The organism is Flavobacterium sp. ENC (assembly GCF_020991415.1).
In the GTDB taxonomy this organism is placed as follows: Bacteria; Bacteroidota; Bacteroidia; order Flavobacteriales; family Flavobacteriaceae; genus Flavobacterium.
The window spans coordinates 126,415-151,020 of sequence record NZ_JAJMOY010000009.1 but is presented as its reverse complement, the minus strand read 5'-3'; the positions used below and the strand labels follow the sequence as shown (position 1 = coordinate 151,020).

At 37.0% G+C, this 24,606-nt stretch carries 24 protein-coding genes and 1 tRNA gene; 11 read left to right on the top strand and 14 right to left on the bottom strand.

Annotated features, from left to right (window positions below; all coding sequences use genetic code 11):
- Positions 1 to 27: 27 nt before the first annotated feature.
- Both LPB89_RS19280 and LPB89_RS19275 read left to right on the top strand, forming a co-directional pair.
- Positions 28 to 891 carry a DUF2279 domain-containing protein gene (locus tag LPB89_RS19280; RefSeq protein ID WP_230703281.1) on the top strand — a complete coding sequence of 288 codons (864 nt, stop codon included), beginning with the start codon at positions 28 to 30 and terminating at the stop codon, positions 889 to 891.
- Between the two features lie 99 nt (positions 892 to 990).
- Positions 991 to 1,635: a peptidoglycan-binding protein LysM gene (locus tag LPB89_RS19275; protein ID WP_230703280.1), complete on the top strand. Its 645-nt coding sequence runs from the start codon at positions 991 to 993 to the stop codon at positions 1,633 to 1,635.
- Between the two features lie 63 nt (positions 1,636 to 1,698).
- Here the strand turns inward: LPB89_RS19275 and scpA are convergent, their stop codons facing one another.
- The 10 genes from scpA to dnaA all read right to left on the bottom strand — a co-directional run bounded on the left by scpA (position 1,699) and on the right by dnaA (position 12,030).
- Positions 1,699 to 3,837, bottom strand: coding sequence for a methylmalonyl-CoA mutase (scpA, locus tag LPB89_RS19270; protein ID WP_230703279.1), 2,139 nt, complete (start codon positions 3,835 to 3,837; stop codon positions 1,699 to 1,701).
- A 45-nt stretch (positions 3,838 to 3,882) separates the two neighbouring features.
- Positions 3,883 to 5,247, bottom strand: coding sequence for a methylmalonyl-CoA mutase subunit beta (locus tag LPB89_RS19265; protein WP_230703278.1), 1,365 nt, complete (start codon positions 5,245 to 5,247; stop codon positions 3,883 to 3,885).
- Between the two features lie 16 nt (positions 5,248 to 5,263).
- Positions 5,264 to 5,599, bottom strand: a complete 336-nt coding sequence (locus LPB89_RS19260) for a septum formation initiator family protein (RefSeq protein ID WP_127339749.1) — start codon at positions 5,597 to 5,599, stop codon at positions 5,264 to 5,266.
- A 146-nt stretch (positions 5,600 to 5,745) separates the two neighbouring features.
- A complete protein-coding gene (udk, locus tag LPB89_RS19255; protein WP_127339636.1) occupies positions 5,746 to 6,354 on the bottom strand; it encodes a uridine kinase in 609 nt (202 codons plus the stop codon).
- 388 nt (positions 6,355 to 6,742) lie between these two features.
- The gene (locus tag LPB89_RS19250) at positions 6,743 to 7,624 is read right to left on the bottom strand and encodes an SDR family oxidoreductase (protein ID WP_167470957.1); all 882 of its coding nucleotides are present in this window, start codon (positions 7,622 to 7,624) and stop codon (positions 6,743 to 6,745) included.
- Positions 7,625 to 7,701: 77 nt separating this feature from the next.
- Complete coding sequence (locus LPB89_RS19245; RefSeq protein ID WP_230703277.1) at positions 7,702 to 8,829, bottom strand: methionine aminotransferase; 1,128 nt, start codon at positions 8,827 to 8,829, stop codon at positions 7,702 to 7,704.
- 46 nt (positions 8,830 to 8,875) lie between these two features.
- On the bottom strand, positions 8,876 to 9,301 hold the full coding sequence (locus LPB89_RS19240) for an energy transducer TonB (protein ID WP_230703276.1): 426 nt from the start codon (positions 9,299 to 9,301) through the stop codon (positions 8,876 to 8,878).
- A gap of 22 nt (positions 9,302 to 9,323) precedes the next feature.
- Positions 9,324 to 10,037: an SAM-dependent methyltransferase gene (locus LPB89_RS19235; RefSeq protein WP_230703275.1), complete on the bottom strand. Its 714-nt coding sequence runs from the start codon at positions 10,035 to 10,037 to the stop codon at positions 9,324 to 9,326.
- Positions 10,038 to 10,125: 88 nt separating this feature from the next.
- Positions 10,126 to 10,593 carry a low molecular weight protein-tyrosine-phosphatase gene (locus LPB89_RS19230; RefSeq protein WP_230703274.1) on the bottom strand — a complete coding sequence of 156 codons (468 nt, stop codon included), beginning with the start codon at positions 10,591 to 10,593 and terminating at the stop codon, positions 10,126 to 10,128.
- Between the two features lie 9 nt (positions 10,594 to 10,602).
- Positions 10,603 to 12,030, bottom strand: coding sequence for a chromosomal replication initiator protein DnaA (gene dnaA, locus LPB89_RS19225; RefSeq protein WP_029272655.1), 1,428 nt, complete (start codon positions 12,028 to 12,030; stop codon positions 10,603 to 10,605).
- Between the two features lie 186 nt (positions 12,031 to 12,216).
- Here dnaA and LPB89_RS19220 point away from each other — a divergent pair, with 186 nt between their 5' ends.
- Positions 12,217 to 12,621 (top strand): thioesterase family protein, encoded by a 405-nt coding sequence (locus tag LPB89_RS19220; protein ID WP_127339641.1) that lies wholly within the window; start codon positions 12,217 to 12,219, stop codon positions 12,619 to 12,621.
- Positions 12,622 to 12,652: 31 nt separating this feature from the next.
- Here the strand turns inward: LPB89_RS19220 and LPB89_RS19215 are convergent, their stop codons facing one another.
- The 3 genes from LPB89_RS19215 to ribD all read right to left on the bottom strand — a co-directional run bounded on the left by LPB89_RS19215 (position 12,653) and on the right by ribD (position 15,047).
- Entirely contained in the window at positions 12,653 to 13,285 is a 633-nt protein-coding gene (locus LPB89_RS19215) for a YigZ family protein (protein WP_230703273.1), read from the bottom strand.
- 117 nt (positions 13,286 to 13,402) lie between these two features.
- A complete protein-coding gene (locus LPB89_RS19210) occupies positions 13,403 to 14,005 on the bottom strand; it encodes an HAD family phosphatase (RefSeq protein WP_230703272.1) in 603 nt (200 codons plus the stop codon).
- Complete coding sequence (ribD, locus tag LPB89_RS19205) at positions 13,998 to 15,047, bottom strand: bifunctional diaminohydroxyphosphoribosylaminopyrimidine deaminase/5-amino-6-(5-phosphoribosylamino)uracil reductase RibD (protein ID WP_230703271.1); 1,050 nt, start codon at positions 15,045 to 15,047, stop codon at positions 13,998 to 14,000. The genes LPB89_RS19210 and ribD overlap by 8 nt, the downstream gene beginning before the upstream one ends.
- Before the next feature lie 95 nt (positions 15,048 to 15,142).
- Between ribD and LPB89_RS19200 the strand changes: the two genes are divergently transcribed.
- Positions 15,143 to 15,640, top strand: a complete 498-nt coding sequence (locus LPB89_RS19200) for a GNAT family N-acetyltransferase (protein WP_230703270.1) — start codon at positions 15,143 to 15,145, stop codon at positions 15,638 to 15,640.
- Between the two features lie 72 nt (positions 15,641 to 15,712).
- The gene (gene prmC, locus LPB89_RS19195; RefSeq protein WP_230703269.1) at positions 15,713 to 16,567 is read left to right on the top strand and encodes a peptide chain release factor N(5)-glutamine methyltransferase; all 855 of its coding nucleotides are present in this window, start codon (positions 15,713 to 15,715) and stop codon (positions 16,565 to 16,567) included.
- Positions 16,568 to 16,702: 135 nt separating this feature from the next.
- On the opposite strand, the gene LPB89_RS19190 is transcribed toward prmC, so the two are convergent.
- Entirely contained in the window at positions 16,703 to 17,947 is a 1,245-nt protein-coding gene (locus tag LPB89_RS19190) for an ABC transporter permease (protein ID WP_230703268.1), read from the bottom strand.
- A 205-nt stretch (positions 17,948 to 18,152) separates the two neighbouring features.
- On the opposite strand from LPB89_RS19190, the gene hisS reads away from it, so the two are divergent.
- The 6 genes from hisS (at position 18,153) to LPB89_RS19160 (ending at position 24,575) form a co-directional block, all read left to right on the top strand.
- On the top strand, positions 18,153 to 19,580 hold the full coding sequence (hisS, locus tag LPB89_RS19185) for a histidine--tRNA ligase (RefSeq protein WP_230703267.1): 1,428 nt from the start codon (positions 18,153 to 18,155) through the stop codon (positions 19,578 to 19,580).
- Positions 19,581 to 19,793: 213 nt separating this feature from the next.
- Positions 19,794 to 19,864 (top strand) — tRNA-Trp (locus LPB89_RS19180).
- A 459-nt stretch (positions 19,865 to 20,323) separates the two neighbouring features.
- Complete coding sequence (locus LPB89_RS19175) at positions 20,324 to 20,902, top strand: nucleotide exchange factor GrpE (RefSeq protein WP_127339648.1); 579 nt, start codon at positions 20,324 to 20,326, stop codon at positions 20,900 to 20,902.
- Positions 20,903 to 20,981: 79 nt separating this feature from the next.
- The gene (dnaJ, locus tag LPB89_RS19170) at positions 20,982 to 22,091 is read left to right on the top strand and encodes a molecular chaperone DnaJ (protein ID WP_230703266.1); all 1,110 of its coding nucleotides are present in this window, start codon (positions 20,982 to 20,984) and stop codon (positions 22,089 to 22,091) included.
- A gap of 161 nt (positions 22,092 to 22,252) precedes the next feature.
- Positions 22,253 to 23,182, top strand: coding sequence for an ABC transporter ATP-binding protein (locus LPB89_RS19165; RefSeq protein ID WP_230703265.1), 930 nt, complete (start codon positions 22,253 to 22,255; stop codon positions 23,180 to 23,182).
- A 76-nt stretch (positions 23,183 to 23,258) separates the two neighbouring features.
- Entirely contained in the window at positions 23,259 to 24,575 is a 1,317-nt protein-coding gene (locus LPB89_RS19160) for an ABC transporter permease (RefSeq protein WP_230703264.1), read from the top strand.
- The last annotated feature ends 31 nt before the right edge of the window (positions 24,576 to 24,606 follow it).

The following is a 24,606-nucleotide window of genomic DNA, read 5'->3' as shown; positions in this document are numbered from 1 at the left end:
ATTTTATTTTTTTTGAATTTTCAATTGATGAAAGCTCAGAGTAAAATCGATACCTTTTTAACGCCTTCAGATACTTTAAATTTAAAAAGACAAAATACGGTTATCGTAACTGAAGCTGCTTTAGCTTCAGCTACTTTAATTGGTTTGAATCAGATTTGGTATGTCGATTATCCGCAGTCTAAATTTCATTTTATAAATGATAATAAGGAATGGCTGCAAATGGATAAGGTCGGACATTTCTATTCTGCTTATCATTTGGGAAGATTTGGCGCAGAAGCCCTGAACTGGAGCGGTGCTGATACTAAAAAGCAATTAGTTTATGGCGCCGGAATTGGTTTTGTTTTTTTAGCCGCTGTTGAAGTTTTCGATGGTTATTCCTCCGAGTGGGGAGCTTCTTCGGGAGATATTATTGCGAATACGACGGGAACGGCCTTATATGTGTCTCAGCAATTACTTTGGAAAGAACAACGTATTACACCTAAATTTTCTTTTCACACCACTTCTTATGCTGATAGAAGGCCTGATAAACTGGGAAGTTCGCTAAACGAACAAATCCTGAAAGACTACAACGGACAAACCTATTGGCTTTCTGTTAACCTTCATTCTTTTGCGAAAGAATCAAAAATTCCGAAGTGGTTAAATGTAGCTTTTGGATATGGAGCTGAGGGAATGTTATCCGGAAATGTACAAAATGAAATTCCGGTTTCGGTCGAAAATCCGGAAAAATATCGTCAGTTTTTTCTTAGTTTTGACGTTGATTTAGCTAAAATTAACACAAAATCGCATTTTTTGAAAACTATTTTTTCCGTTTTGAACACGATTAAAATTCCTGCCCCAACTTTGGAATACTCCGCCAATAAAGGGCTTAAAGCACATGCTCTTTATTTTTAAAAATGCTAAAATACTGATTATTAGTATAATTACAATTTTTTTTATCTTTGCACCGTAGAAATTTCAAAAAGGTGACAGCGTTTTGAAGAAAAACAATTTATGATAAAGAAATGGTACTTTTACTCGAGTTTGATTGTTATTATTACATTTTTAAGCCTGGGTTTTAAACCCTTTAATCTAAAAACCAAACCGTGGTTTTTAATCGAAAAAACGGATGGATCCGAATACTTACTTCCATCACAAGAAAAGGATGATTATCCTAATTTAAATTTAAACATCCCATACACCGGAAATCATCTGATTGGGTTCAAAGAAGCAGTTGCTTTTAAAGAATCCCAAGGAAAATACCGGCTGGTTAATTCCTTAGGGTACATGGGTAAATACCAGTTTGGTTCTAAAGCTTTAAGAGCTATTGGTATTCACAATGACAAAGCTTTCCTGAAAGATCCTGCTTTACAAGAAAAAGCTTTTATTGCGCTACTGTCTAAAAACAAATGGATTTTACGCAATGAAATTGAAAAGTATGAGGGAAAAGTTATTAATGGTGTGGAAATTACGGAATCCGGAATTTTGGCAGCTGCACATCTCGGAGGCGCAGGTTCAGTAAAAAACTTCTTTAAAAACAGAGGAAACAAGCGTTTCAGAGATGCTTACGGGACTTCACTGAGAAGTTATATGAAAGCCTTCGGAGGTTATGATCTTTCTTTTATTGAAGCAGATAGTAATGCTACAATTAACGATTAATAAAGTGTAAACTTTATAAAAAAACCTGCTGTAAAAAGCAGGTTTTTTTTATGTTTAAAATTTTTAGTCAATTAAAATATCAAGAATTTTGATAGCCGCCTCACTAATTTTGGTTCCCGGGCCAAAAACGGCCACTGCACCGGCATCAAACAAGTATTGATAATCCTGTGCCGGAATCACACCTCCGACAATTACCATAATATCTTCACGACCGTGTTTTTTAAGTTCTTCAATTACCTGCGGAACCAGTGTTTTGTGTCCCGCGGCGAGTGATGAAACACCCAAAATGTGTACGTCATTCTCCACTGCTTGTTTGGCCGCTTCTGCAGGTGTCTGAAATAAGGGGCCAATGTCGACATCAAAACCAACATCGGCATAACCTGTTGCTACTACTTTTGCACCTCTGTCATGTCCGTCCTGGCCCATTTTGGCAATCATAATTCTCGGACGCCTTCCTTCTTGTTTCGCAAAGGCATCTGCCAGTTGTTTTGCCTTTTCAAACGTTTCGTCATTTTTTATTGCTGCACTATACACACCGCTAAAGGATTTAATTTGCGCTTTGAACCTTCCGAAAATACTTTCCAGAGCATCGCTGATTTCGCCTAAAGTTGCTCTGTTTCTTGCCGCCTCGACAGCAATTTCAAGTAAATTGCCTTGTCCGGTTTTAGCACAAAGGATTAATTTTTCCAGTGATTGATTTACTTTTTCAGTATCTCTTTTTGATTTTATTTCTTCCAGACGTTCTATCTGCTGTTTACGAACCATCTGGTTGTCGACATCCAGTATATGTAACGGATCTTCTTTTTCTAACCTGAACTTGTTTACGCCTACAATTATATCTTGTCCGCTGTCAATTCGAGCCTGTTTTCTGGCGGCCGCTTCTTCGATTCGCAGTTTTGGAATACCGGCTTCAATCGCTTTTGTCATTCCGCCCAGCTCTTCGACTTCCTGAATGAGTTTCCAGGTACTTTCCGTAATTTCATTGGTCAGGCTTTCCACATAATAACTGCCAGCCCAGGGATCAACTGTTTTGGTAATCTTGGTTTCTTCCTGTAAAAAAATCTGCGTATTTCGCGCTATTCTGGCAGAGAAATCAGTTGGCAAGGCAATGGCTTCGTCGAGTGCGTTGGTATGCAGGGATTGTGTTCCGCCAAAAGCTGCTGCAGTAGCCTCAATACAGGTACGGGCTACATTATTAAAAGGATCCTGTTCTGTTAGACTCCAGCCGCTTGTCTGGCAATGCGTTCGTAGTGCTAAAGATTTATCGCTTTTCGGATTGAATTGCTGAATCAGTTTTGCCCAGATCATTCTTCCGGCTCTCATTTTGGCAATTTCCATAAAATGATTCATTCCGATGGCCCAGAAAAAGGATAATCGTGGCGCAAATTCATCAATGGTCATTCCGGTTGAAAGACCGGTTCTGATATATTCTAAACCATCTGCCAGGGTATAGGCCAGCTCAATATCGGCTGTTGCACCGGCTTCCTGCATATGATATCCTGAAATTGAAATCGAATTGAACTTCGGCATTTTTTTGCTCGTAAATTCAAAAATGTCAGCTATGATTTTCATGGAAGGAGTTGGCGGATAGATATAGGTATTACGTACCATGAACTCCTTTAAAATATCATTCTGAATCGTACCTGAAAGTTTTCCGATGGCAACTCCCTGTTCTTCTGCGGCGACAATGTAAAAGGCCATAATGGGTAAAACGGCTCCATTCATGGTCATAGAAACAGACATCTCGTCCAGCGGAATCTGATCAAAGAGCACTTTCATGTCTTCAACAGAATCAATGGCTACGCCGGCTTTACCAACATCACCCACCACACGTTCGTGATCGGAATCGTAACCGCGATGCGTAGGCAGATCAAATGCAATTGACAGCCCTTTTTGTCCGGCGGCCAGGTTTCGTCTGTAAAAGGCATTGCTTTCTTCTGCAGTGGAAAATCCCGCATATTGACGTATGGTCCACGGACGTCTGACATACATGGTGGCATAAGGACCGCGTAAATTGGGTGCATAACCAGCTCCGAAATCCAAAAACTCTAAATCTTCGATATCCTTTTCAGAATAGGTTTTTTTGATCTCAATTCCTTCAGCAGTTACAAAGTTGTCCCCAGCCAATTGATCTTGCGAATCAACTTCTGACTTCTCCCTTTTAACGTCTAACTTTATATGTGTAAGGTCTTTTCTTATCATGGAAATACTCTTTTGAGTAGTTTTATTAATTACTTTGAAAAATGATTATTCTAGTTCTAAACGTTCCTGTTCCAGTTTTTCAGCCAATCTTTTTTCTATAATGGGTGTAATTAATGTTTTTCGGGGTTTTACTTTTACGAAAGGAAACAATTCCAGATCATGTTTCATTTTGTCGTCTTTATTTGGATATTTATTCGTTCCCAGCAAAACTTCTTTCTTCGAATCAAATAATTCCTGCTCTTTAGCAGCGCTTTCCTGGATTTTCTTTTTAATGGTTCCGTCGTTTAAAAGTTTCAGAAAACCTCCATTAGTTTCAATGTCTTTAAAGAGATTCAGACTTTTTTCCGCCAGTTGCATCGTTAAACTTTCAATATAATAACTTCCGTCGGCAGGATTATTTACTTTGTCAAAATAGCTTTCATGCTTTAAAACCAACAATTGATTTCTGGCAATTCGATCCCCAAATTCATTGTCTTTGTGGTATAAGGAATCATAAGGTAAATTGGCAACGGCATCTGCACCGCCCAGAATTGCCGACATGCATTCGGTTGTGGTACGGAGCATATTGACATTATAATCGTAAATCGTTTTGTTGCGTTTTGTCGGGGTCACTAATAAATGACACTCTAATTCCGGATCGTACTCACTGGCAATTAATTTGAAAAGCATTCGTAAGGCACGAAGTTTTGCAATTTCAAAGAAATAATTGGTTCCCACGGAAACTTCAAAAACGATTTGTTTCGGAAGGGTAGCCAAACGATTCAAATATTCATTGGCATGAGCCAGACTATAGGCAATTTGTTGTGTAATATTGGCACCGGCATTTTGATATAGACCGGAATCAATGCTGATCAAAGATACATTTGTAGTTGCTTTTGAAATGAAATCAATAGTTTCAAAATTATTTTTGTCAGTTGTCGTAAACCAGTTTCCTTCGCGTGCAAAATGACCAATCGGATCGAGATTGCAATAAAAAGTACTCTTTTTCTGTATTGAAATTGTATCTAATAATTTCACGAAATCGATTGAAATAAATTTCAAATTAAAGTAAACGATCCTGTTTTCTAAAGGAAGATTTTCTAACAGTTTACGAATATCTGTTTTCTCGTTTTCTATTGTGAAACGCAGACTTTCAGCGCCTCTTTCGATAGTATTTAAAGCTCTTTGAATTGATTTTTCAATATCATAAACAAAGATGTTCTGGCAGATTTTAAAATCGGCCGCTTTTGTCTGTACATCAGCTGTTTTTGAGAATTCGTCGCTGTGATAAAATGGTTTTACCTGAATGTCTTCAGGAGAATGCCAGATTACAGTTTCGTTATAATCAGCTCCATCCAGTTCAAACTGAATTTTTTGTTTCCACTGTTTGGATGAAACTGGACTAAAATCGTCGAATAGGGTAGTCGCCATTGGGTGTTTTTTCTGATTATTCTTTATTATCCTGAATAGTGTCTCCTTCAAATTGAATGATGTATATGTCTTCGCTGTCTTTTTTCATAAAGTACTTTTCGCGGGCATATTTTTCGATCTGTTCCGGATTTTTCAGTTGCTTGATCTGTTCCTGATCTTTTTTAATTTCCTCCTGATAGTATTTTTTATTGTCTTCAAGCTCATTGATCTGATTGTCTAAAAAACGATGGTCAAAATACGAGTAATTGTCTAAAAATAACATCCAAACAACAAAAAACAGTAATACCCAAACATATTTATTGCCCAGAAACCTGAACCAGGATTTGCCTTTATACGGATTTGTTATTTTAATTTTCACTTTAAACGATTATTACTTATAGTTTGATTTCTTTTTTAGCCCGATATTCTTTTTATGTCTGCCGCAACAGACATAAAAAGATAAAGGCGAAAGCGGGTCCCGATAGCTATCGGGATTATGGAATAAATTTACAATAAAAATTATGAAATTCTCTGATTTATTACTGCCCGGACTACATCGATGGCAACAGTATTGTATTTGTCGTTTGGTATGATGATGTCAGCGAAAGCTTTTGACGGCTCGATAAATTGCTCATGCATAGGCTTTAAGGTGTTCTGGTAACGCGTTAAAACTTCATCGATATCACGGCCGCGTTCTGAAATATCACGTTTCAAACGACGGATTAATCTTTCATCAGAATCAGCGTGAACGTATATTTTAATGTCAAAAAGATCGCGAAGCTCCGGATTGGTCAAAATCAGAATCCCTTCAACAATCATTACTTTTCTGGGATGTGTAGAAACCGTATCATCGGTTCTGTTGTGCTGAATAAACGAATAAACAGGCTGATCTATTGTTTCTCCGGCTTTGAGCGCTTTTAAATGTTTTACAAGTAAATCAAAATCAATAGCTCGCGGATGATCAAAATTAATTAATGCTCTTTCATCAAATGATAGATTAGTGGTTTCTTTGTAGTACGAATCCTGTGAAATTACACCAACTTCCGTATGTGGCAATTCGTTCATGATTTGGTGTACTACCGTTGTTTTTCCACTTCCTGTTCCTCCTGCAATTCCAATAATGAGCATAAATTTGTTGTTATATATTTGTCCGGCAAAAATAATAATTTAAGTGGATTATATCTAAACATATAATTTATTTAAACGATGCGTACTGTGTATTTAAAACATATAAGTTATGTAAGTTCATTTAGGTTTTATTCTCTTTACCATATAAGTTAAATAAGTTCATTTTAGCTCTGTATTTAGTTATAGCTGTAATTTATTGGGTAATTCAGGATTAAATCAGTAAATACTAAGTTTCGGAAATAAATATGCGAAAAGCTAAAATGAACTTATTTAACTTATATTGTTGAAGTAAGAAAGCATAAAAAAATCCCGACAGCAATGCCATCGGGATTTAGTGCAATCAGTATAGTTTTAAAAATATTCTGAATTTAGTAAGCACATTATTTATTTACTTATTCTTTTTTGCTTTTATCATCATTTCAAGCTGGTCCCAAAGTTCTTCTGGAATTGCTTCGAGTAGATTGAATTGTCCTGCGCCTTTCAGCCATTCCCCACCGTCAATTGTGATGACATCACCGTTTACATAAGCAGAAAAATCAGAAACCAGGTAAGCAGCCAGATTAGCCAGTTCCTGATGGTCGCCGACACGTTTCAAAGGCACTTTTTTGGCCATATCGAATTTTTCAGCTAAATCTCCGGGTAACAATCTGTCCCAGGCACCTTTTGTCGGGAACGGGCCCGGAGCAATAGCGTTAGAACGGATTCCGTACTTGGCCCATTCTACGGCAAGACTTCTTGTCATGGCTAAAACTCCTGCTTTTGCAGTGGCACTTGGTACTACGTAGGCAGAACCTGTCCAGGCATAAGTGGTCACGATATTCAGAATGGTAGCTGATGTCTGTTTGGTGTCAATCCAGTGTTTACCAAAAGCAAGTGTACAGTTTTTGGAACCTTTCAATACGATATCTATAACAGTATCAAATGCATTTGCAGACAATCGCTCTGTTGGGGAAATGAAGTTTCCTGCTGCGTTGTTCAAAAGAACATCTACTTTGCCAAAAGCTTTCAAAACTTCCTGAAGCATGTTTTCTACTTCTTCATAATGACGGACATCACACTGAACCGGTAAACATTTTCCGCCAGTTTCGCTTTCAAGTTCCGTTGCAGTAGTTTTCAGCTTCTCTAAATCTCTCGAAGTAATCGCTACCTGAGCTCCTAATTCCAGGAAATATTTAGTCATTGCTTTTCCTAAACCACTTCCGCCGCCTGTAACTACAATGACTTTTCCCTTTAAAGCGTCATCTCTTAACATTTTATCTGTATAGCTCATATTTTTTTCTTTTTATTACAATATTAAATAAATAAATAGGATGCACGCATAATAATGTTATAAAATTTTAATAAACTTTATATATTACTTAATTTTTTTGCCGCAGATTCTAAGGTAAAATCGTCTTTGGCAAAGCAAAAACGGATTAATTTCTGATCTTTATGATCCGAGTAAAAAGTCGAAATCGGAATTGCAGCCACGCCATGATCGGTGATTAGTTTTTTACAAAATGTCACATCATCCTCAGTTGAAATGTTGGCATAAGAGGCTACCTGAAAATAAGTTCCTTCACATGGTTTCAATTCAAAACGGCTGTTTTGTAGCAGTTTTTGAAAATAATCTCTTTTTTCCTGATAGAATTTCCCAAGCAGGTTTACATCCACAACCTCCAGATACTGGCTGATGGCAGCCTGAGAAATACTGTTGACGCTAAAAACCAAAAACTGATGTACCTTTTTAATTTCTTTCATCAGGTATTCAGGGGCAATGGTATAACCAATTTTCCAGCCGGTAATGTGAAATGATTTCCCGAAAGAGGAAACCATAATACAGCGATCCAAAAGAAAATCTTTGGTATGGGCCGAAATATGTTTTTCTTCAAAAGTAATATATTCGTAAACTTCATCCGACAAAACGAGGACCTCAGGATATTTAGAAAGTATTCTTTCGAGTTCTATAAAATCAGCTGCCGTCAAAATTTTTCCTGTCGGATTGTGCGGATTATTGATGATAATCATCTTTGTTTTTGATGAACAGGCTTTTTCAATCGTTTCCCAATTGGGCGTATAATCATCGTTTAAAGCTACACGAACCGGTTTTGCATTACAGAGAAGTACCGGAGATTCGTAGGAATCGTAACTCGGATCCAAAATAAGAACTTCATCGCCGGTTTTTACCAAAGCTAAAATTGAAGTAAAAATTCCCTGTGTTGCGCCCGCCGTAACCAAAAGCTCTAAATCAGGATTGATGGTTCTGTTGTAAGAACTCTTAGTTAACTTCGCAATCTCATGCATCAATGGGGGATAACCGGCCATTGGTGTATATTGATGTACGTTTTCTTTAGATAATTTCGCCAAAATATCGGTCAGTCTTTCATCAACGGGAAAATTAGGGAATCCCTGCGAAAGATTGATGGCATTGTATTCGGCTGCCATTTTTGACATGACCGTAAAGATGCTGGTCGTTACATTTGGAAGTTTACTCATAGGAAAGTTTGTCGTTTAAAAACTTGTGAGTGAAAGAGAGTCAGGTTTACCTGATCGTGATAAAGCCGGCATTTAAAGTTCGGACTTCTTTACCATTCTGTTTACCGGGATTCCATTTTGGAGCTAATTTTAAAATACGAATCGCTTCGTCTCCTGTTTTGGCACCAAGATCTCTTAGTATTTTTATATCACTTAAGGAACCGTCTTTTTCGATAATAAAAGTAAAATGGATTTTTCCTTTTACGGTTGGTTTATCGGCGGGTTTTATAAAATTCTTTTCCAGAAAATTGGTAAATTCAGTACTGCCCCCCGGAAATTCAGGCTTTGTGTCTATTCCGTTAATAGCATAGATAAGATTTTCATTAGCTACGGTGTTTGTTGGTGCTACAGCAGGTTTTCCGCGATCTTTTCCAGTTTGTGAAAATGTAAACTGTGCGAAACAAATCAAAATCAGGAATAGAAACTTTTTCATTATAAATGGTTTTAAAGTTAGTTTACATTTTATGAATGATAAATATAGTAGGTCTGTTGTGCAAATCAACTTTGATTTTCTTCCAGTCCGAAATACGCATCGTTTTGATGAATTCGGTTGGTAAGGTGATGTCGGTAGCGATACAAAGATGTGTGGCAGGATTTAGAATCTGCAAAATATCTTCAATCAATTTGTTGTTTCTATAGGGTGTTTCAATAAAAAGCTGGGATTGGTTTTTATCCTGGGATAATTTTTCAAAATACTTTAAAGCCGATTTTTTCTCGTCTTTGTCAATAGGCAAATAGCCATTGAAGGTAAAACTTTGCCCATTCATTCCGGAAGCCATCATGGCCAATAGAATAGAGGAAGGGCCAACCAGTGGAATAACCTGAATACCCTTTTCATGTGCCAGTTTTACAATTACCGCTCCGGGATCTGCCACTCCGGGACATCCGGCTTCGCTCATTAGTCCCATGTTTTTTCCTTCTAACAGCGGTTTTATGAACTCTAGATGTTCGCCCGGTTCAGTGCGTTTGTTAAGGGTGAAAAGTACCAGTTCTGATTGCTTCTTTTCGGGATAAACTGCTTTTATTGATTTTCGGGCCGTTTTGTCGTTTTCAACAATATAATAATCTATAAGTTCGATACTTCTTTTTACGGTTTGCGGCAAAACATCCATCGGATCGCTTTCGCCCATTGTGGTTGGAATTAAATATAATTTTCCTGGAAGTTTCATGTGCGTTTTTTTAAGTGATAAAACGGATTTTGTAAAAATAGAAATTTCTTTTCACGATTTCTTTAGGAGAAAAAATGAAAAGAATTAATTAAGAATGTGCTTTGATTAGTTTTTCGGAAATGATTTCAGCAACTTCATCTAACATTTGGTATACAGTATCAAAACCATTTGCTGCCCCAAAATACGGATCCGGTACATCTACATTTTCGTCCGGAAATAATTCGTTTAAAATAAGGCGGACTTTATTTTTGTGCTCCGGAGTTTTGGCCAGATGAATGACATCGCGGTAATTTGAATTATCCATAACATAGATATAATCAAACTCGTCAAAATCAGAAGGTTTAAATTGTCTTCCTTTTTGGTTGTGAATGCATAAACCGTTTTTCTGAGCCACTGCAATTGAACGTTTGTCGGGAGCATGACCTACATGCCAGGATCCTGTTCCGGCAGAATCAACAATAAATTTATCCTGAGGTAATTTTGATGCTAAAATACCTTCGGCTAAAGGTGACCTGCAAATATTCCCCAAACAAACCATTAAAATTTTTACTGGCATGACTCGCGTTTATAGCGTTAGTTTTTTGTTGATGTCTTCGACAAATTTTTTGAATTGTTTGTCTGTGGAAACTAAATTGTCAACTGTCTTACAAGCATGTAATACAGTAGCATGATCACGGTCTCCAATTTGTGAACCAATGTTTGCCAAAGAAGCTTTAGTAAATTTCTTTGCAAAAAACATCGCCAGTTGCCTTGCCTGAACAACGTGCCTTTTTCTGGTTTTGGACTGAAGTGTTTCAATATCCAGCTGAAAATAATCGGATACAATTTTTTGAATATAATCGATAGAGATTTCTCTCTTTACATTTTTAACAAATTTCTCTACAACGCTTTTAGCTAACTCAATGGTAACTTCTTTTTTGTTGAAAGAAGATTGTGCAATTAACGAAATAATGGCACCTTCCAGTTCTCTAACGTTGGTTTTGATATTACGGGCAACATATTCTATAATGTCTTCCGGCATATCCACACCATCGCGGTACAGAATGTTTTTCAGGATTGAAATACGGGTTTCGTAATCCGGCTGATGCAATTCGGCAGATAATCCCCATTTGAAACGGGACAATAAACGCTGCTCGATATCCTGCATATCAACAGGAGCTTTGTCAGACGTTAGGATTACCTGTTTTCCGTTTTGATGTAAGTAATTGAAAATATGGAAGAAAACGTCCTGAGTTCCCGATTTTCCGGATAAAAACTGAACATCATCAATGATCAAAACATCGATCAACTGATAAAAGTGAATGAAATCATTACGATTGTTCTTTTTTACCGAGTCAATATATTGTTGTGTGAAAATTTCGGCAGAAATATATAAAACCGTTTTTTCAGGGTATTTGTCTTTTACTTCAACACCTATTGCATGTGCAAGGTGTGTTTTTCCCAAACCAACTCCGCCAAAAATTAATAAGGGGTTAAAGGAAGTTCCTCCGGGTTTGTTGGCTACTGCCATACCCGCAGAACGGGCCAGACGGTTGGAATCTCCTTCAAGGAAATTGTCAAAACTATAGTTCGCATTTAACTGGGACTCAATTTTTAAATTTCTGATTCCGGGAATTACAAACGGATTTTTAAGTTCCGGATTTAAGTTTTTAAACGGAGCATCAACCTCTTGCGGTTTCATCGGCACTCTGTTGGCACTTGGCAGCTGTTCGGTAAACGGCTGTTTATTACCATAAGTGTTTTCCATTTTGATTTTATAGAGTAACTTTGCGTTTTTTCCCAGTTCTTTGGTAAGCGCAACTTTCAATAATTTAACGTAGTGTTCTTCTAACCATTCGTAGAAAAATTTACTTGGTACTTGAATATATAACGCGTTGTCGGTTAGCTCAACTGATTTGATTGGTTCGAACCAGGTTTTGTATGCCTGGTCTTGAATATTGTCTTTTATAAAGGACAAACAGTTTTCCCATACCGATTGAGCAGTTTTAGTCATAGATTCAAATAAATTTTTTATTATTGATAAAGATTCTCCTAATAAAAAAGGAGCGATTTTATTCCGAATTTCGGGATAACAAATATGTGAACAAATTTCTGTAAAAAAAAATAATTTGGCCTCTAATTTTATAAAAAAATGTTGTAAGGAGACTTTTAAAAACTAATTTTTTTTAATATATAAATAATGAAAAATCATCAAACTCAAGTGCGGGTTCGTTACTCTGAAACAGACCAAATGGGAGTTGTATATCACGGAAATTACGTTCCTTATTTTGAGATAGGACGCGTGGAATGGCTTAGAGATAAAGGGATTTCCTATAAAAGCATGGAAGAAAGCGGAATTGGATTGCCGATTGTTTCGATGCAGATTAATTACAAAAAATCGGCACGTTATGATGAACTGTTAACGATTCATACGACTTTCAAAAGTCAATCTTCTGTCAAGATCGAATTCGACTGCGAGATCTACAACGAAGCAAACGAGTTATTAACAACTGCGGTGTTTATTTTAGTATTTATTTCGTTAAAATCAGGTCGCCCGACTGCTCCTCCGGATTATATTTTGGAGCTGTTTAAAACCTTGTTATAATTGTTAAAAAGGTACTGGATTTTCTATTAAATTATATAAATTTGATGTCAATTTCAAACATTAAATCAAAAATGCTGAATACTGTTTCAGCATTTTTTTTTCGTGTTTTTATCACGATTTTGCCAATTGGCATTCCTGAATTTTCGTCCATTTCCATTTCCTGAGAAATGATATCCAGTTTTTTTTCCTTGATCACACGCATCACTTTATTCATGTTTTTATAGTCAAAAGAGATTAAAAACGGAACATCGATTGTTTTTTCGACAATCTCACAAACTTCAAGTGTCATTTGTGCAGTGGTTTTGTATGCGGCAATTAATCCGCCCACGCCCAATTTTACACCGCCAAAGATGCGGACCACTACAACAAGGACATTAGTCAGGCCAAAAGACTGTATCTGACCATAGATCGGAGCTCCGGCCGTATTGCCTGGTTCCCCATCATCATTGGTACGATAAGAGAGGTTTGGAGCTATACCCAGTTGATACGCATAACAAAAATGGACGGCATGCGGATGTTGCTTTTTTAAGATTTCAATAATGGGTTTTACTTCGTCTTCGGTTTCTATAGGAAAAGCGTAACCAAAGAATTTACTTCCTTTTTCCTTAAATAAGGTTTCTTCTGACTCAAAAGCTATGGTTTTATAGGTGTCGTTGTATTCCAAAAGTAAATTTTCAGATTAGATTTTGTGTTTAAAGTTTTTCTCTCGCAGATTTTGCAGATAAAGCAGATATGATAAATGTCCTGTAAAACAAATCTGCGGGAAAGATAAAAAGATAAGCTATAAAATTTTTTTATCAAACAAATCCACAACATCTTCTTTTCCTACCTGTAAATTCCATACCTGGAAACCCAGTGCGGCGGCAGAATCAGTGTTTTCTTTTTTGTCATCTACAAATAAAGTTCGTTTTGGGGATAACTCATGTTTGTTGATTAAATATTGAAACGCATCAGCATTTGGTTTTCGTTTTCCAATTTCAAATGAAAAATAAACTTTTTCAAAACACTGGTAAAAATCGCTGTAAAAAGAAATGCCGCTTTTATTTTCGAAAGTTTCAATGTGAATAGAATCGGTATTGCTCAATAAAAACAACCTGTATTTCTTGGAGAGCATTTGCAGGAATTCTAAACGGTACAAAGGAAAATCAGCCAAAACAGCGTTCCATGCTTTCAGGATTTCTTCTTTTGAAGCATTTGGAAGTTCTTTTTGAAAACCTTCAATAAATTCATCATGCGAAATGTCACCGGTTTCAAATAAAAGATTCAGACGATCCAGTTCAGCATTCCATTCGGTCATGCCTAATTGCTGCAATCCTGAAATGGTAGCCTGTTTGTCTAAATTGATAAAAATATCACCAAAGTCAAAAATTATAGTATCAATCATGATTTCTAATTCGTGTTAGTTCGTCGCTTTCAATATTGATTTTGCCTGATATTTTCCCGGATAAAAACGGAGCTTTCGTTCCTTTTCCAAATAAACTCTTTCCTTTAAAGATTCTGGCTTCGTCCCAAATATCCTCATCTATAAAAGTTTGAAGGGTTCTTAAACCGCCTTCAATTAGTACAGACTGAATTTGATTTCGATATAAAACGTCAATAATTTGGGGAATTATATTCTGATTAAAATCAATTGCTTCAAAGGTAAGATTTTCTTTTTCGCTGACAATTTCAGATTTTGTAATTACAATCGTTTTAACACTATTGTCAAAAATAAAACTGTCTTCCGGAATTCGGTTATTCTGATCTAAAACAATTCGAACCGGATTATTGCCACTCCAGTCCCGAACGTTCAGCTTCGGATTGTCCTCAATAACGGTTTGCGTTCCGGCCAAAATTGCCTGTTCTTCGCTTCTCCATTTGTGTACCAGTTGCCTGGAATACGGGTTGGTAATCCAAACTGGTTTTCGGTCCTGACCTTCTGTTTTTTCAGGAGCTAAAAAACCATCCTGACTTTCAGCCCATTTCAGAATAATATAAGGCCGTTTTTTTTGGTGATAGGTAAAAAAGCGTTTGTTGAGTTCGTTACATTCCTCTTCCAGAATACCAACGGTCACATTCGCTCCGGCTTCGATAATTTTTTTTATTCCTCTTCCGGCCACTTTTTCATTGGGATCAACAGTTCCGACTACTACATTTGGGATTTTATGTTCAATAATTAAATCACAGCAGGGCGGTGTTTTTCCAAAATGGCTGCAGGGTTCCAAGCTCACATAAATAGTAGCCTTTTTTAATAACGATTTATCTTTCACAGATCGAATCGCGTTTACTTCTGCATGCGGTTCTCCGGCTTTTTTATGCCAGCCTTCACCAATAATGCGGTCTTCGTAAACAATTACACTTCCTACCATAGGGTTGGGATAGGTCGTTCCGAAGCCATTTCTGGCCAGCTCAATGCATCGTTTTATGTATTTCTCCTGTATATTCACCCTGCAAAAGTAGTTATTTTTGAGTTTACCGTCCCGTTAAGAAAACTATCGGAAAACTATTTTTACTTTTGTAGTTATAAGACGAATAAATAAAGATGGAAAACTGGAGTATCAGAACGATTAAAAAAGAAGACAATCAGGCAGTCGCCACGTTAATAAGGGCAGTTTTTGACGAGATGGAAATCCCAAAAACAGGAACGGCTTATGAAGATCCGTACTTAGACTTAATGTTTGAAGAATATAATAAAACGCAATCGGTTTATTTTGTGGTTGAAAATGAAGGTGAAATTGTAGGTTGTGCCGGAATCGCGCCTTTGGAAAATGCAGATCCTAAAATTTGTGAATTGCAAAAAATGTACTTTTTGCCTGAAACCCGTGGTTTGGGCATTGGAAGTGTTATGATGGAGAAATGTTTGCAGCAGGCCAGGGATTTTGGTTTTGATAAGTGCTATATCGAAACGATGCCCTTTATGCATGCAGCTCAAAAATTATATAAAAAATCAGGTTTTGAATATTTAGATGCTCCGATGGGATGTACCGGGCACAGTTCTTGCCCTGTCTGGATGCTGAAAGATTTGCATGATGGACTGTAACATTTTTTGTTAGTATAGTACTTATTGTAGAATGCACTTGGCTTTATTTAAAATTAATGCTAAAAAAACAAAATGAGAATCAAACAATATCGCACTCAGTTTATACAGGAATTGTCGCCTTTTTATGATGCATATGAAGCGGAGAGTTTTTTCTATTTAATTTTAGAATACAAACACAAGCTGCGACAAATTGACCTGGCGCTCAATCATGAATTAAATTTTAGTACAGCCGATCTTGTTTATTGGTGTTCCATTTTAGAACAATTAAAAAAAGAAGTTCCAATTCAGTATTTATTAGGGAAAACGAATTTCTACGGAATGGATTTCGAAGTAAATGAGAACGTTTTGATTCCAAGGCCGGAAACGGAAGAATTGGTCGAGTGGATTATTAATGAAAATACAGGACTCGACAAATCCAAACGGTTAAAAATTTTAGATATCGGGACCGGAAGCGGCTGTATTGCTATTTCACTGGCGAAGAACCTTCCCAATGCAGAAGTGTATGCAATAGACATATCGAAGAAAGCACTTGAAACAGCCAAAAGAAATGCAATCAATAATAATGTTGAAGTTACCTTTATCTATAGGGACATTTTAGAACTGGAGCTGCTCAAAGACAATTTTGATATTATTGTTTCCAATCCGCCTTATGTCCGGAATTTGGAAAAAGAAGAAATAAAAAAGAATGTGCTGGACTACGAACCTCATTTAGCCCTTTTTGTAGAAGATAATAATGCACTTGTTTTTTATAAAAAAATTGCGGCTTTGGCTCAGAAGAATCTTCTGGAAAACGGGCAGCTGTTTTTCGAAATTAATCAATATCTGGGTGAGGAGATGAATAGTTTACTCGAATCAATGAATTTCAAAAATATTGAATTACGCAGAGATATTTATGACAACGACAGGATGATGAAGGGGATTGTTTAGTTTTTAGTCTCAGTCTTCAGTCTCAGTCTCAGTTTTCAGTCTCAGTTTTCAGTCTCAGTTTTCAGTCACAGTTTTCGGTCTCAGTGTTTACATAACGGCACCTGCGACTGCACACTGTGACTGAAAACTAAAAAATCACTCATAGCGCAAAGCTTCTATCGGGTCAAGTTTCGAAGCTTTAACAGCAGGGTATAATCCGGAAACAATGGCTACCATAAAACTTGTGGCAAAAGCTGCAAAAATTGCCATCCAGGGAATCACAAATGCAAAGCCCATTGCGGATGAAAAGGCAAATCCCACTAAAATTCCAAGTACAATTCCTGCCAGGCCGCCCAGTTGACCAATCAATAGGGTTTCGATAAAAAACTGAGTGGCAACGGTTATTCTTTTCGCACCTAAAGCTTTTCGGACTCCAATTTCACGTGTACGTTCGGTAACCGAAACAATCATGATATTCATTAAGGCAATCGATGAACCTAAAATCGTAATGATACTGATAATCCACGCAGCCCAGCCTAAGTATTGGGTTATCCCTAGAATTCTGTTGATTAGATCATCACTGCGGCCAATACCGAAATTATTATCACGAACCGGACTTAATTTGCGTACTCTTCGCATGATGCTTGTGGCGTTGTCAACGGCTTCGTCTAAAAGTTCTTTTTTGGAAACCATCACACTCATGGTGTAATTAATATTGGGTGCCGTAAACAAGGAACGCGCTACCTGAATTGGAATTAATACCCTTAAATCCTGACTGTTTCCAAACGTTGATCCTTTTTCTTTTAAAACGCCGATGACTTTAAAACGCGCTCCGCGAATGGAGATTATTTTATCGATTGGATTGACATCTTTCAATAGGCCTTTTTCAAAATCAGATCCTACAATGCAGGAATAGGTGTTGTTTTCAATATCAAACTGATTAAAACTGCGGCCTAAATTAATTTCTAAACCCGAATTGCCTATAAAATGCTCGTCGACCCCCAAAATGCTGATTTCCGGATCTGTTTTCTGGTCTAAATATTTTACTTCTGCTTTTGAAGTCGCCGTAAAGGAAAGGGAAGTTTCCGTAAAAGGATATTTGTATTTGTTTTTAAAAGCAACCGCTTCAGGATAAGAGATAATCGGATTAATAACTTCACGTTCGTTACCGCCACGATTTTTAACCGTGTTTTCGTATTGATTAATATTGAAGGTATTGGCGCCCATTGAGGCAAAATTGGTCGAAATGGTGTTTTCCAAAGCCGTAACCACAGTCAGAATTCCAACTAAAGCTGTAATTCCGATAGCGATAATTAAAACGGTAAGAATGGTACGTAACAATTGTGTTTTGATGGAACCAAACGCAATTCGGATATTTTCTTTGAATAATTTTAGCATCATGAACAATTTGTCACGAAAATACGTTTTTTGTTACAAGTTTGTTTTCGAACTGGCATTATTTATTTTAAAAAATAAGATATTTGCACTCGATTTAGAAGTATAGAGAAATCTAAAAATCTAAAAAATGAAATAATCAGGGAGTAGTTTCAAATTTTAAAAGGAAAATCGAATCATCTAAAAATCCCAAAATCTAAAATCTAAAAAAATGGCTTCAAAACCAACTATACCACAAGGAACGAGAGATTTTTCTCCGGCAGAGGTGTCAAAACGTCAATATATTATTCAGGTTATAAAAAATAATTTCGAGAAATTTGGTTTTCAGCCTATCGAAACGCCATCATTCGAAAATTCAGATACCTTAATGGGGAAATACGGTGAAGAAGGCGATCGTTTGATTTTTAAGATTTTGAATTCAGGAAATTTTTTCTTCAATAAAACAAAAATTGAATTACCGGAATACCTCGAACAATTGCAATTGAATTCTGCTGAAACAATCGATCTTAATCAGAGAATTGAGCTGAATAAATTTACAGGAAAAATATCCGAGAAAGCGTTGCGTTATGACCTGACAGTTCCATTTGCCAGATATGTGGTGCAGCACCAGAATGAAATTGAATTTCCTTTTAAAAGATACCAGATTCAGCCGGTTTGGAGAGCTGACCGTCCGCAGAAAGGCCGTTACAGAGAATTTTTCCAGTGCGATGCCGATGTTGTAGGTTCAAAGTCTTTATGGCAGGAAGTAGAACTGGTGCAGTTATATGACACTGTTTTTACTGCTTTAGGACTGGAAGGGGTTACCATTAAAATCAATAACAGAAAAATATTATCGGGAATTGCCGAAGTAATCGGGGCGTCAGATAAATTAATAGATTTTACCGTGGCTTTAGACAAGCTGGATAAAATTGGTGAAGACGGCGTGAAAAAGGAAATGATCGAAAAAGGAATTTCTGAAGAAGCATTGGTAAAAGTACAGCCGTTATTTAGTTTCAGCGGAACTTTTGCAGATAAAATCAATCAGCTTTCTACTTTACTGGCTTCCTCTGAAGAAGGGATGAAAGGAGTTCAGGAGCTTAAATTTATCTGTGACAATGTGGCCACTTTAGGTTTGTCAACCGCAACTTTAGATCTTGATGTGACGCTGGCCCGTGGATTAAATTATTACACAGGAGCCATTTTTGAAGTGGCAGCACCAAAAACAGTTTCGATTGGTTCCATTGGCGGTGGCGGAAGATACGATGACCTGACCGGTATTTTTGGTTTAAAAAATATGAGCGGTGTTGGAATTTCCTTCGGATTAGATCGTATTTATCTGGTTTTAGAGGAACTTCAATTGTTCCCGGAAACTGTGGCGGCAACTTCTAAAGCATTGTTTGTCAATTATGGTGATGCCGAGGCTTTGTATGCTTCACAGGCGATTCAGAAACTGAGAAAAGAAAATATAAAAGTAGAATTATATCCGGATAATGTAAAAGTAGGGAAGCAGTTTCAGTATGCCGACAAACGTTTGATTCCTTTTGCAGTCATTGCTGGCGATCAGGAGATTGCTGCTAATTTGTACTCGCTTAAAAACCTGGTTTCAGGCGAACAAATTTCAGTTGACTTTGAAGGATTGAAAAACGCTTTGTTAGGCTAGTAGTACGGAACGAACCGCAAAGGAACGCTAAGTTTTTGCAAAGTTCGCATCCCGATAGCTATCGGATTGTTTTAATTAAAGAATCCAAAATTTATAAAGCTTTGGGGATGATTGTCTTACTGAATCAGTAATGTTGAATCAGCAAAAATCTTTTTAAATCCGGGCGAAATAATTGCCGGGGAAGAAAAAATACTTTTAATTTGCGGCCAAGTTACGGGCGTAGTTCAAGGGTAGAATAGCGGTCTCCAAAACCGTTGATGGGGGTTCGAATCCCTCCGCCCGTGCATTTTTTTTATCACAAAGAACACAAGGATTTTTATCTGAAAATCCCTTTAAAAACATAAAGTTCGCAGAGCTAATAAAATAGGAAGCTTTGCGAACTTTGCATTTTATAAGAGCAAAAAGTAAAAAACTTAGCGTTCTTTGCGGTAAATTTTTCTCCCAAGAAACAAAAAAAAGCTTCGTCTGAAAATAGGCGAAGCTTTTTTTAATATAAGGTAAACTTGAATTAATAATTATTTATGAAGCCGAGGCCAACCCTTAAATTCAATTTTGATAGGTAATAGTGTAGTTCCAATTTGGAATTCAAATATAGTTCAAACTAAAACGTAATAGTCTTAAAATTATACTAAATTTTTCAGGCTGGTTTTCAGTTTTTTAAAGTACTGAATTTTAATAAAGTGACAATTTGACATTTTAAAAGATTTGGCAGTACTTTTGCAATCCAACACAAAGAATAAAAAATGAAGTTTAAAAATATTTTTAAAAATAAAAGTAATATGACTACGGAAAATACAGAGTTCGATCAGGAATTAGATGATGTAACGTTAGAGAACAATGCCAACGGTGAGCAGTTAATTGTTGAAGAATTAAGTGTTGAAGAGCAATTGGCTCAAGACTTGGCAAAAGAAAAAGATAAGTTTTTGAGATTATTTGCCGAATTTGAAAATTACAAAAAAAGAACTTCAAAAGAACGTATGGATTTGTTCAAAACGGCCAATCAGGAAGTTTTGCTGGCAATGCTTCCTGTTCTGGATGATTTTGACAGAGCTACTGTAGAGATCAACAAGTCTGATGATGAAAATTTGAAAAAAGGAGTGGAGCTTATTCATGAAAAATTGAAAAGCACTTTAGTTGCTAAAGGTTTAGAGCAGGTTGAAGTAAGAGCAGGTGATGCTTTTAATGCTGATTTTGCTGAAGCCATTACGCAAATCCCTGCACCTTCTGATAAGCTGAAAGGTAAAATTGTTGATGTAATCGAAAAAGGATACAAATTAGGAGACAAAATTATTCGTTTCCCTAAAGTGGTTATCGGAAACTAAAAAATACAGACAATATTCTGAAAGTCAATTTTTTAAGTATTGGAATTTGGAATTTTTGATTTGGAATTTAACCTAAATTATGAAAAAAGATTTTTACGAAATACTAGGCATTTCAAAAAATGCTGACGCTGCCGAAATTAAAAAAGCGTACCGAAAAAGTGCGTTGAAATATCACCCTGATAAAAATCCGGGCGACAAAGAGGCAGAAGAAAACTTTAAACTGGCAGCAGAAGCCTACGAAGTCTTAAGTGATCCAAATAAAAAAGCGAAATACGATCAGTACGGACATCAGGCATTTGATGGTTCCGGAGGATTTGGCGGTGGTCACGGTGGTATGAATATGGATGACATTTTCAGCCAGTTCGGTGATATTTTTGGAGGCGGATTTGGCGGTTTCGGCGGAGGAGGAGGCGGTCCTCGTCGCGCTAAAGGAAGTAATCTTAGAATTAAAGTGAAATTAACTTTAGAAGAGATTGCAAATGGTGTAGAGAAAAAAGTAAAAGTAAAACGTAAGGTTCAGGCCAAAGGCGTTACCTACAAAACCTGTTCGACTTGTAATGGTCAGGGTCAGGTAATGCGCGTAACCAATACCATTTTAGGAAGAATGCAGTCTGCGTCAACTTGTCCTACTTGTGGTGGTTCAGGTCAGATTTTGGATAAAAGACCCGCTGAAGCAGATGCACAGGGAATGGTACAGGAAGACGAAACCGTTTCAATCAAAATTCCTGCAGGTGTGGTAGACGGAATGCAGCTTAAAGTTTCTAACAAAGGAAACGATGCTCCGGGAAACAGTATTCCAGGAGATTTAATTGTTGCCATTGAAGAATTAGAGCACGAATTCCTGAAACGTGAAGGTGAAAATGTTCACTTTGACTTATATATCAGTTTCCCTGAAGCAGTTCTTGGCGTTTCTAAGGACATTGAAGCCATCAACGGAAAAGTTCGTATCAAACTGGAAGAAGGTATTCAGTCCGGAAAAATATTGAGATTAAAAGGAAAAGGTATTCCAAGTATAAATGGTTACGGAAACGGAGATTTACTGGTTCACGTAAATGTCTGGACACCGAAAACCTTAAACAAAGAGCAAAAGCAATTTTTTGAAAATGCCTTAAACGACGAGCATTTTGTGCCAAGCCCTGAAAAATCAGAGAAATCATTTTTTGAAAAAGTAAAAGATATGTTTTCGTAACGACACTTTTTTAAAAAGGTTTAAATAGATAAGACCCATTCTAATGTAAAATATTAGGATGGGTTTTTTGCGTATTCATACGCAGATTCGCTTTGAATTATTTACTTTTACAAACGCAGACCACGAAAGGTCAAATTGACGCAGAAAATCCTGAAAACAGCATGAGCAACTTACTCGAAGTACATAAAGTCGTAAAACAATACGGTGATTATGTAGCGCTTAACGAAGTTTCATTAAATGTGCCCAAAGGCAGTATTTATGGACTATTAGGTCCTAATGGAGCTGGAAAAACATCCCTTATCAGAATCATCAACCAAATTACGCTGCCCGATAGCGGTGAAGTAATTCTGGATGGAGAAAGATTACAGCCCAAACACGTACAGACCATTGGGTATCTTCCCGAGGAAAGAGGTTTGTATACTTCCATGAAAGTGGGGGAACAATGTTTGTATCTGGCCCAAATGAAAGGACTTTCCAAAGCAGAAGCTAAGATACAACTGGAATACTGGTTTGACCGCCTTGGAATTCAGGGCTGGTGGAACAAGAAAATTCAGGAACTTTCTAAAGGAATGGCACAGAAAATTCAGTTTGTGGTTTGTGTCCTTCATAAACCGAAACTGCTGATTTTTGATGAACCTTTTTCAGGCTTTGATCCTGTCAATGCCAATGTCATTAAAGATGAAATTTTAGCTTTGAAAGAGCAGGGAGCCACCATTATTTTCTCAACACACCGAATGGAAAGCGTGGAGGAGCTTTGTGATCATATCGCTTTAATTCATAAATCAAATAAACTCATCGAAGGAAAATTGGTCGATGTGAAACGTCAGTTTAAAACAAACAGTTTTGAAGTGGGAATCCTGACCAGTAATGTAGAGGGTCTGATGTATGACATCACACAAAAGTTTACCGTTTCACCGGCAAGTTTTAAATCTTTGAATGACGATCTGAAACTGGAGATTCAAATAGGGAATGCAACGCCAAATGAATTATTGCACCTGCTGACACAACGCGGACAAGTAACCCATTTTGTAGAGAAGATCCCAAGCGTAAACGATATTTTTATTCAAACAGTTACCGAGAATAAAAATTAAAATTCCAAAAATTAAATTCCAAATTCCAATGTTGACGTTTAAAATTGGAATTTGGAATTTGAAAATTAAAATATTTATGAGTATCATTTCATTAATTATAAAAAGAGAATTTATTGCCAAAGTCCGCAATAAATCTTTTGTTGTCATGACTTTTTTAAGTCCGCTCTTGTTTGTGGCGATTGCCGGTTTTATTGGTTATCTGAGTTCCATGAAAGCCGAAACCAAACGAATTGCAATTCATGACGAAACGGGTTTATTTGCAGGCGATTTTATAAAACAGAACAAGAAAGACGGGGAGTACAGATACCTGAACCTTTCTGAAATTGATGTAAAAGCACTGAAGGACAGTATCACCAAAGAAAATTTCAGTGGCTTGATTGTCATTCCCAAAACGGATAATTTGAGTGAGCTGGAAACTAAAGTGAACTACATTTCAAATAACAGTCCGAGTATTTCTTTTATAGAAAATACACAGGATGTCATCGCGTCGAAAATTACAAAAATTAACCTTGAAAAAGCTAAACTGGATACTTTAGCGATTCAGAAAGCACAGGGAACCGTCAATATTCATCTGGCAAAATCTTCCGGAGAAGAAAGCCTGAAGGGGCTGAACGAGATCAAAATCGGAATCGGCGGTGCGTTCGGCTACTTGATTATGATGTTCATCATCATTTACGGAAATATGGTCATGCGTAGTGTCATTGAAGAAAAAACAAACCGAATTATCGAAATCATTATCTCGTCGGTAAAGCCATTTCAATTAATGATTGGCAAAATCGTGGGAACTTCTTTGGCAGGTCTGTTACAGTTTGTAATCTGGGCCATTATCGGACTCGGCTTAATGTTTGCCGCTTCGGCATTTTTTGGTGTCAATGTTGGACCAACAGCCAGAATTTCGCCAGAATTAATGCATTCTGCACAACAGGAATTGTCAGGTCCGGCGCAAATGTACATTGCTGAATTATGGAATTTACCGATTGCCAGTATATTAATTGGTTTTGTGGTGTATTTCATCGGAGGCTATTTCTTATACAGTTCATTCTATGCTGCAATCGGAGCTGCTGTTGACAATCAGACCGATTCCCAACAATTTCTGCTGCCTATTATTATGCCGCTTATTCTTAGTGTCTATATTGGTTTCTTCACTGTCGTGAATGATCCGCACGGAACTATAGCAGTAGTATTTTCAATGATTCCGCTAACCTCACCGATTGTCATGCTGATGCGACTTCCATTTGGAGTGCCGTGGTGGCAAATTGCGATTTCGGTATCATTATTGTTTGCTACGTTTTTCCTTGTAGTATGGTTCGCTGCAAAAATCTACCGTGTCGGTATTTTAATGTACGGAAAGAAACCCACCTGGAAGGAATTGTATAAATGGCTTAAATATTAATTTACAGTAACAAAGGTTCAAAGGCACAAAG

Bases quoted from the DNA above. Each gene is read 5' to 3' on its own strand.
- LPB89_RS19280 (WP_230703281.1), top strand. From the start codon at position 28: ATGAAAGCTCAGAGTAAAATCGATACCTTTTTAACGCCTTCAGATACT.
- LPB89_RS19275 (WP_230703280.1), top strand. From the start codon at position 991: ATGATAAAGAAATGGTACTTTTACTCGAGTTTGATTGTTATTATTACA.
- scpA (WP_230703279.1), bottom strand. From the start codon at position 3,837: ATGATAAGAAAAGACCTTACACATATAAAGTTAGACGTTAAAAGGGAG.
- LPB89_RS19265 (WP_230703278.1), bottom strand. From the start codon at position 5,247: ATGGCGACTACCCTATTCGACGATTTTAGTCCAGTTTCATCCAAACAG.
- udk (WP_127339636.1), bottom strand. From the start codon at position 6,354: ATGCTCATTATTGGAATTGCAGGAGGAACAGGAAGTGGAAAAACAACG.
- LPB89_RS19250 (WP_167470957.1), bottom strand. From the start codon at position 7,624: ATGAGCTATACAGATAAAATGTTAAGAGATGACGCTTTAAAGGGAAAA.
- LPB89_RS19245 (WP_230703277.1), bottom strand. From the start codon at position 8,829: ATGAGTAAACTTCCAAATGTAACGACCAGCATCTTTACGGTCATGTCA.
- LPB89_RS19240 (WP_230703276.1), bottom strand. From the start codon at position 9,301: ATGAAAAAGTTTCTATTCCTGATTTTGATTTGTTTCGCACAGTTTACA.
- LPB89_RS19235 (WP_230703275.1), bottom strand. From the start codon at position 10,037: ATGAAACTTCCAGGAAAATTATATTTAATTCCAACCACAATGGGCGAA.
- LPB89_RS19230 (WP_230703274.1), bottom strand. From the start codon at position 10,593: ATGCCAGTAAAAATTTTAATGGTTTGTTTGGGGAATATTTGCAGGTCA.
- dnaA (WP_029272655.1), bottom strand. From the start codon at position 12,030: ATGACTAAAACTGCTCAATCGGTATGGGAAAACTGTTTGTCCTTTATA.
- LPB89_RS19220 (WP_127339641.1), top strand. From the start codon at position 12,217: ATGAAAAATCATCAAACTCAAGTGCGGGTTCGTTACTCTGAAACAGAC.
- LPB89_RS19210 (WP_230703272.1), bottom strand. From the start codon at position 14,005: ATGATTGATACTATAATTTTTGACTTTGGTGATATTTTTATCAATTTA.
- LPB89_RS19200 (WP_230703270.1), top strand. From the start codon at position 15,143: ATGGAAAACTGGAGTATCAGAACGATTAAAAAAGAAGACAATCAGGCA.
- prmC (WP_230703269.1), top strand. From the start codon at position 15,713: ATGAGAATCAAACAATATCGCACTCAGTTTATACAGGAATTGTCGCCT.
- LPB89_RS19190 (WP_230703268.1), bottom strand. From the start codon at position 17,947: ATGATGCTAAAATTATTCAAAGAAAATATCCGAATTGCGTTTGGTTCC.
- hisS (WP_230703267.1), top strand. From the start codon at position 18,153: ATGGCTTCAAAACCAACTATACCACAAGGAACGAGAGATTTTTCTCCG.
- LPB89_RS19175 (WP_127339648.1), top strand. From the start codon at position 20,324: ATGAAGTTTAAAAATATTTTTAAAAATAAAAGTAATATGACTACGGAA.
- dnaJ (WP_230703266.1), top strand. From the start codon at position 20,982: ATGAAAAAAGATTTTTACGAAATACTAGGCATTTCAAAAAATGCTGAC.
- LPB89_RS19165 (WP_230703265.1), top strand. From the start codon at position 22,253: ATGAGCAACTTACTCGAAGTACATAAAGTCGTAAAACAATACGGTGAT.
- LPB89_RS19160 (WP_230703264.1), top strand. From the start codon at position 23,259: ATGAGTATCATTTCATTAATTATAAAAAGAGAATTTATTGCCAAAGTC.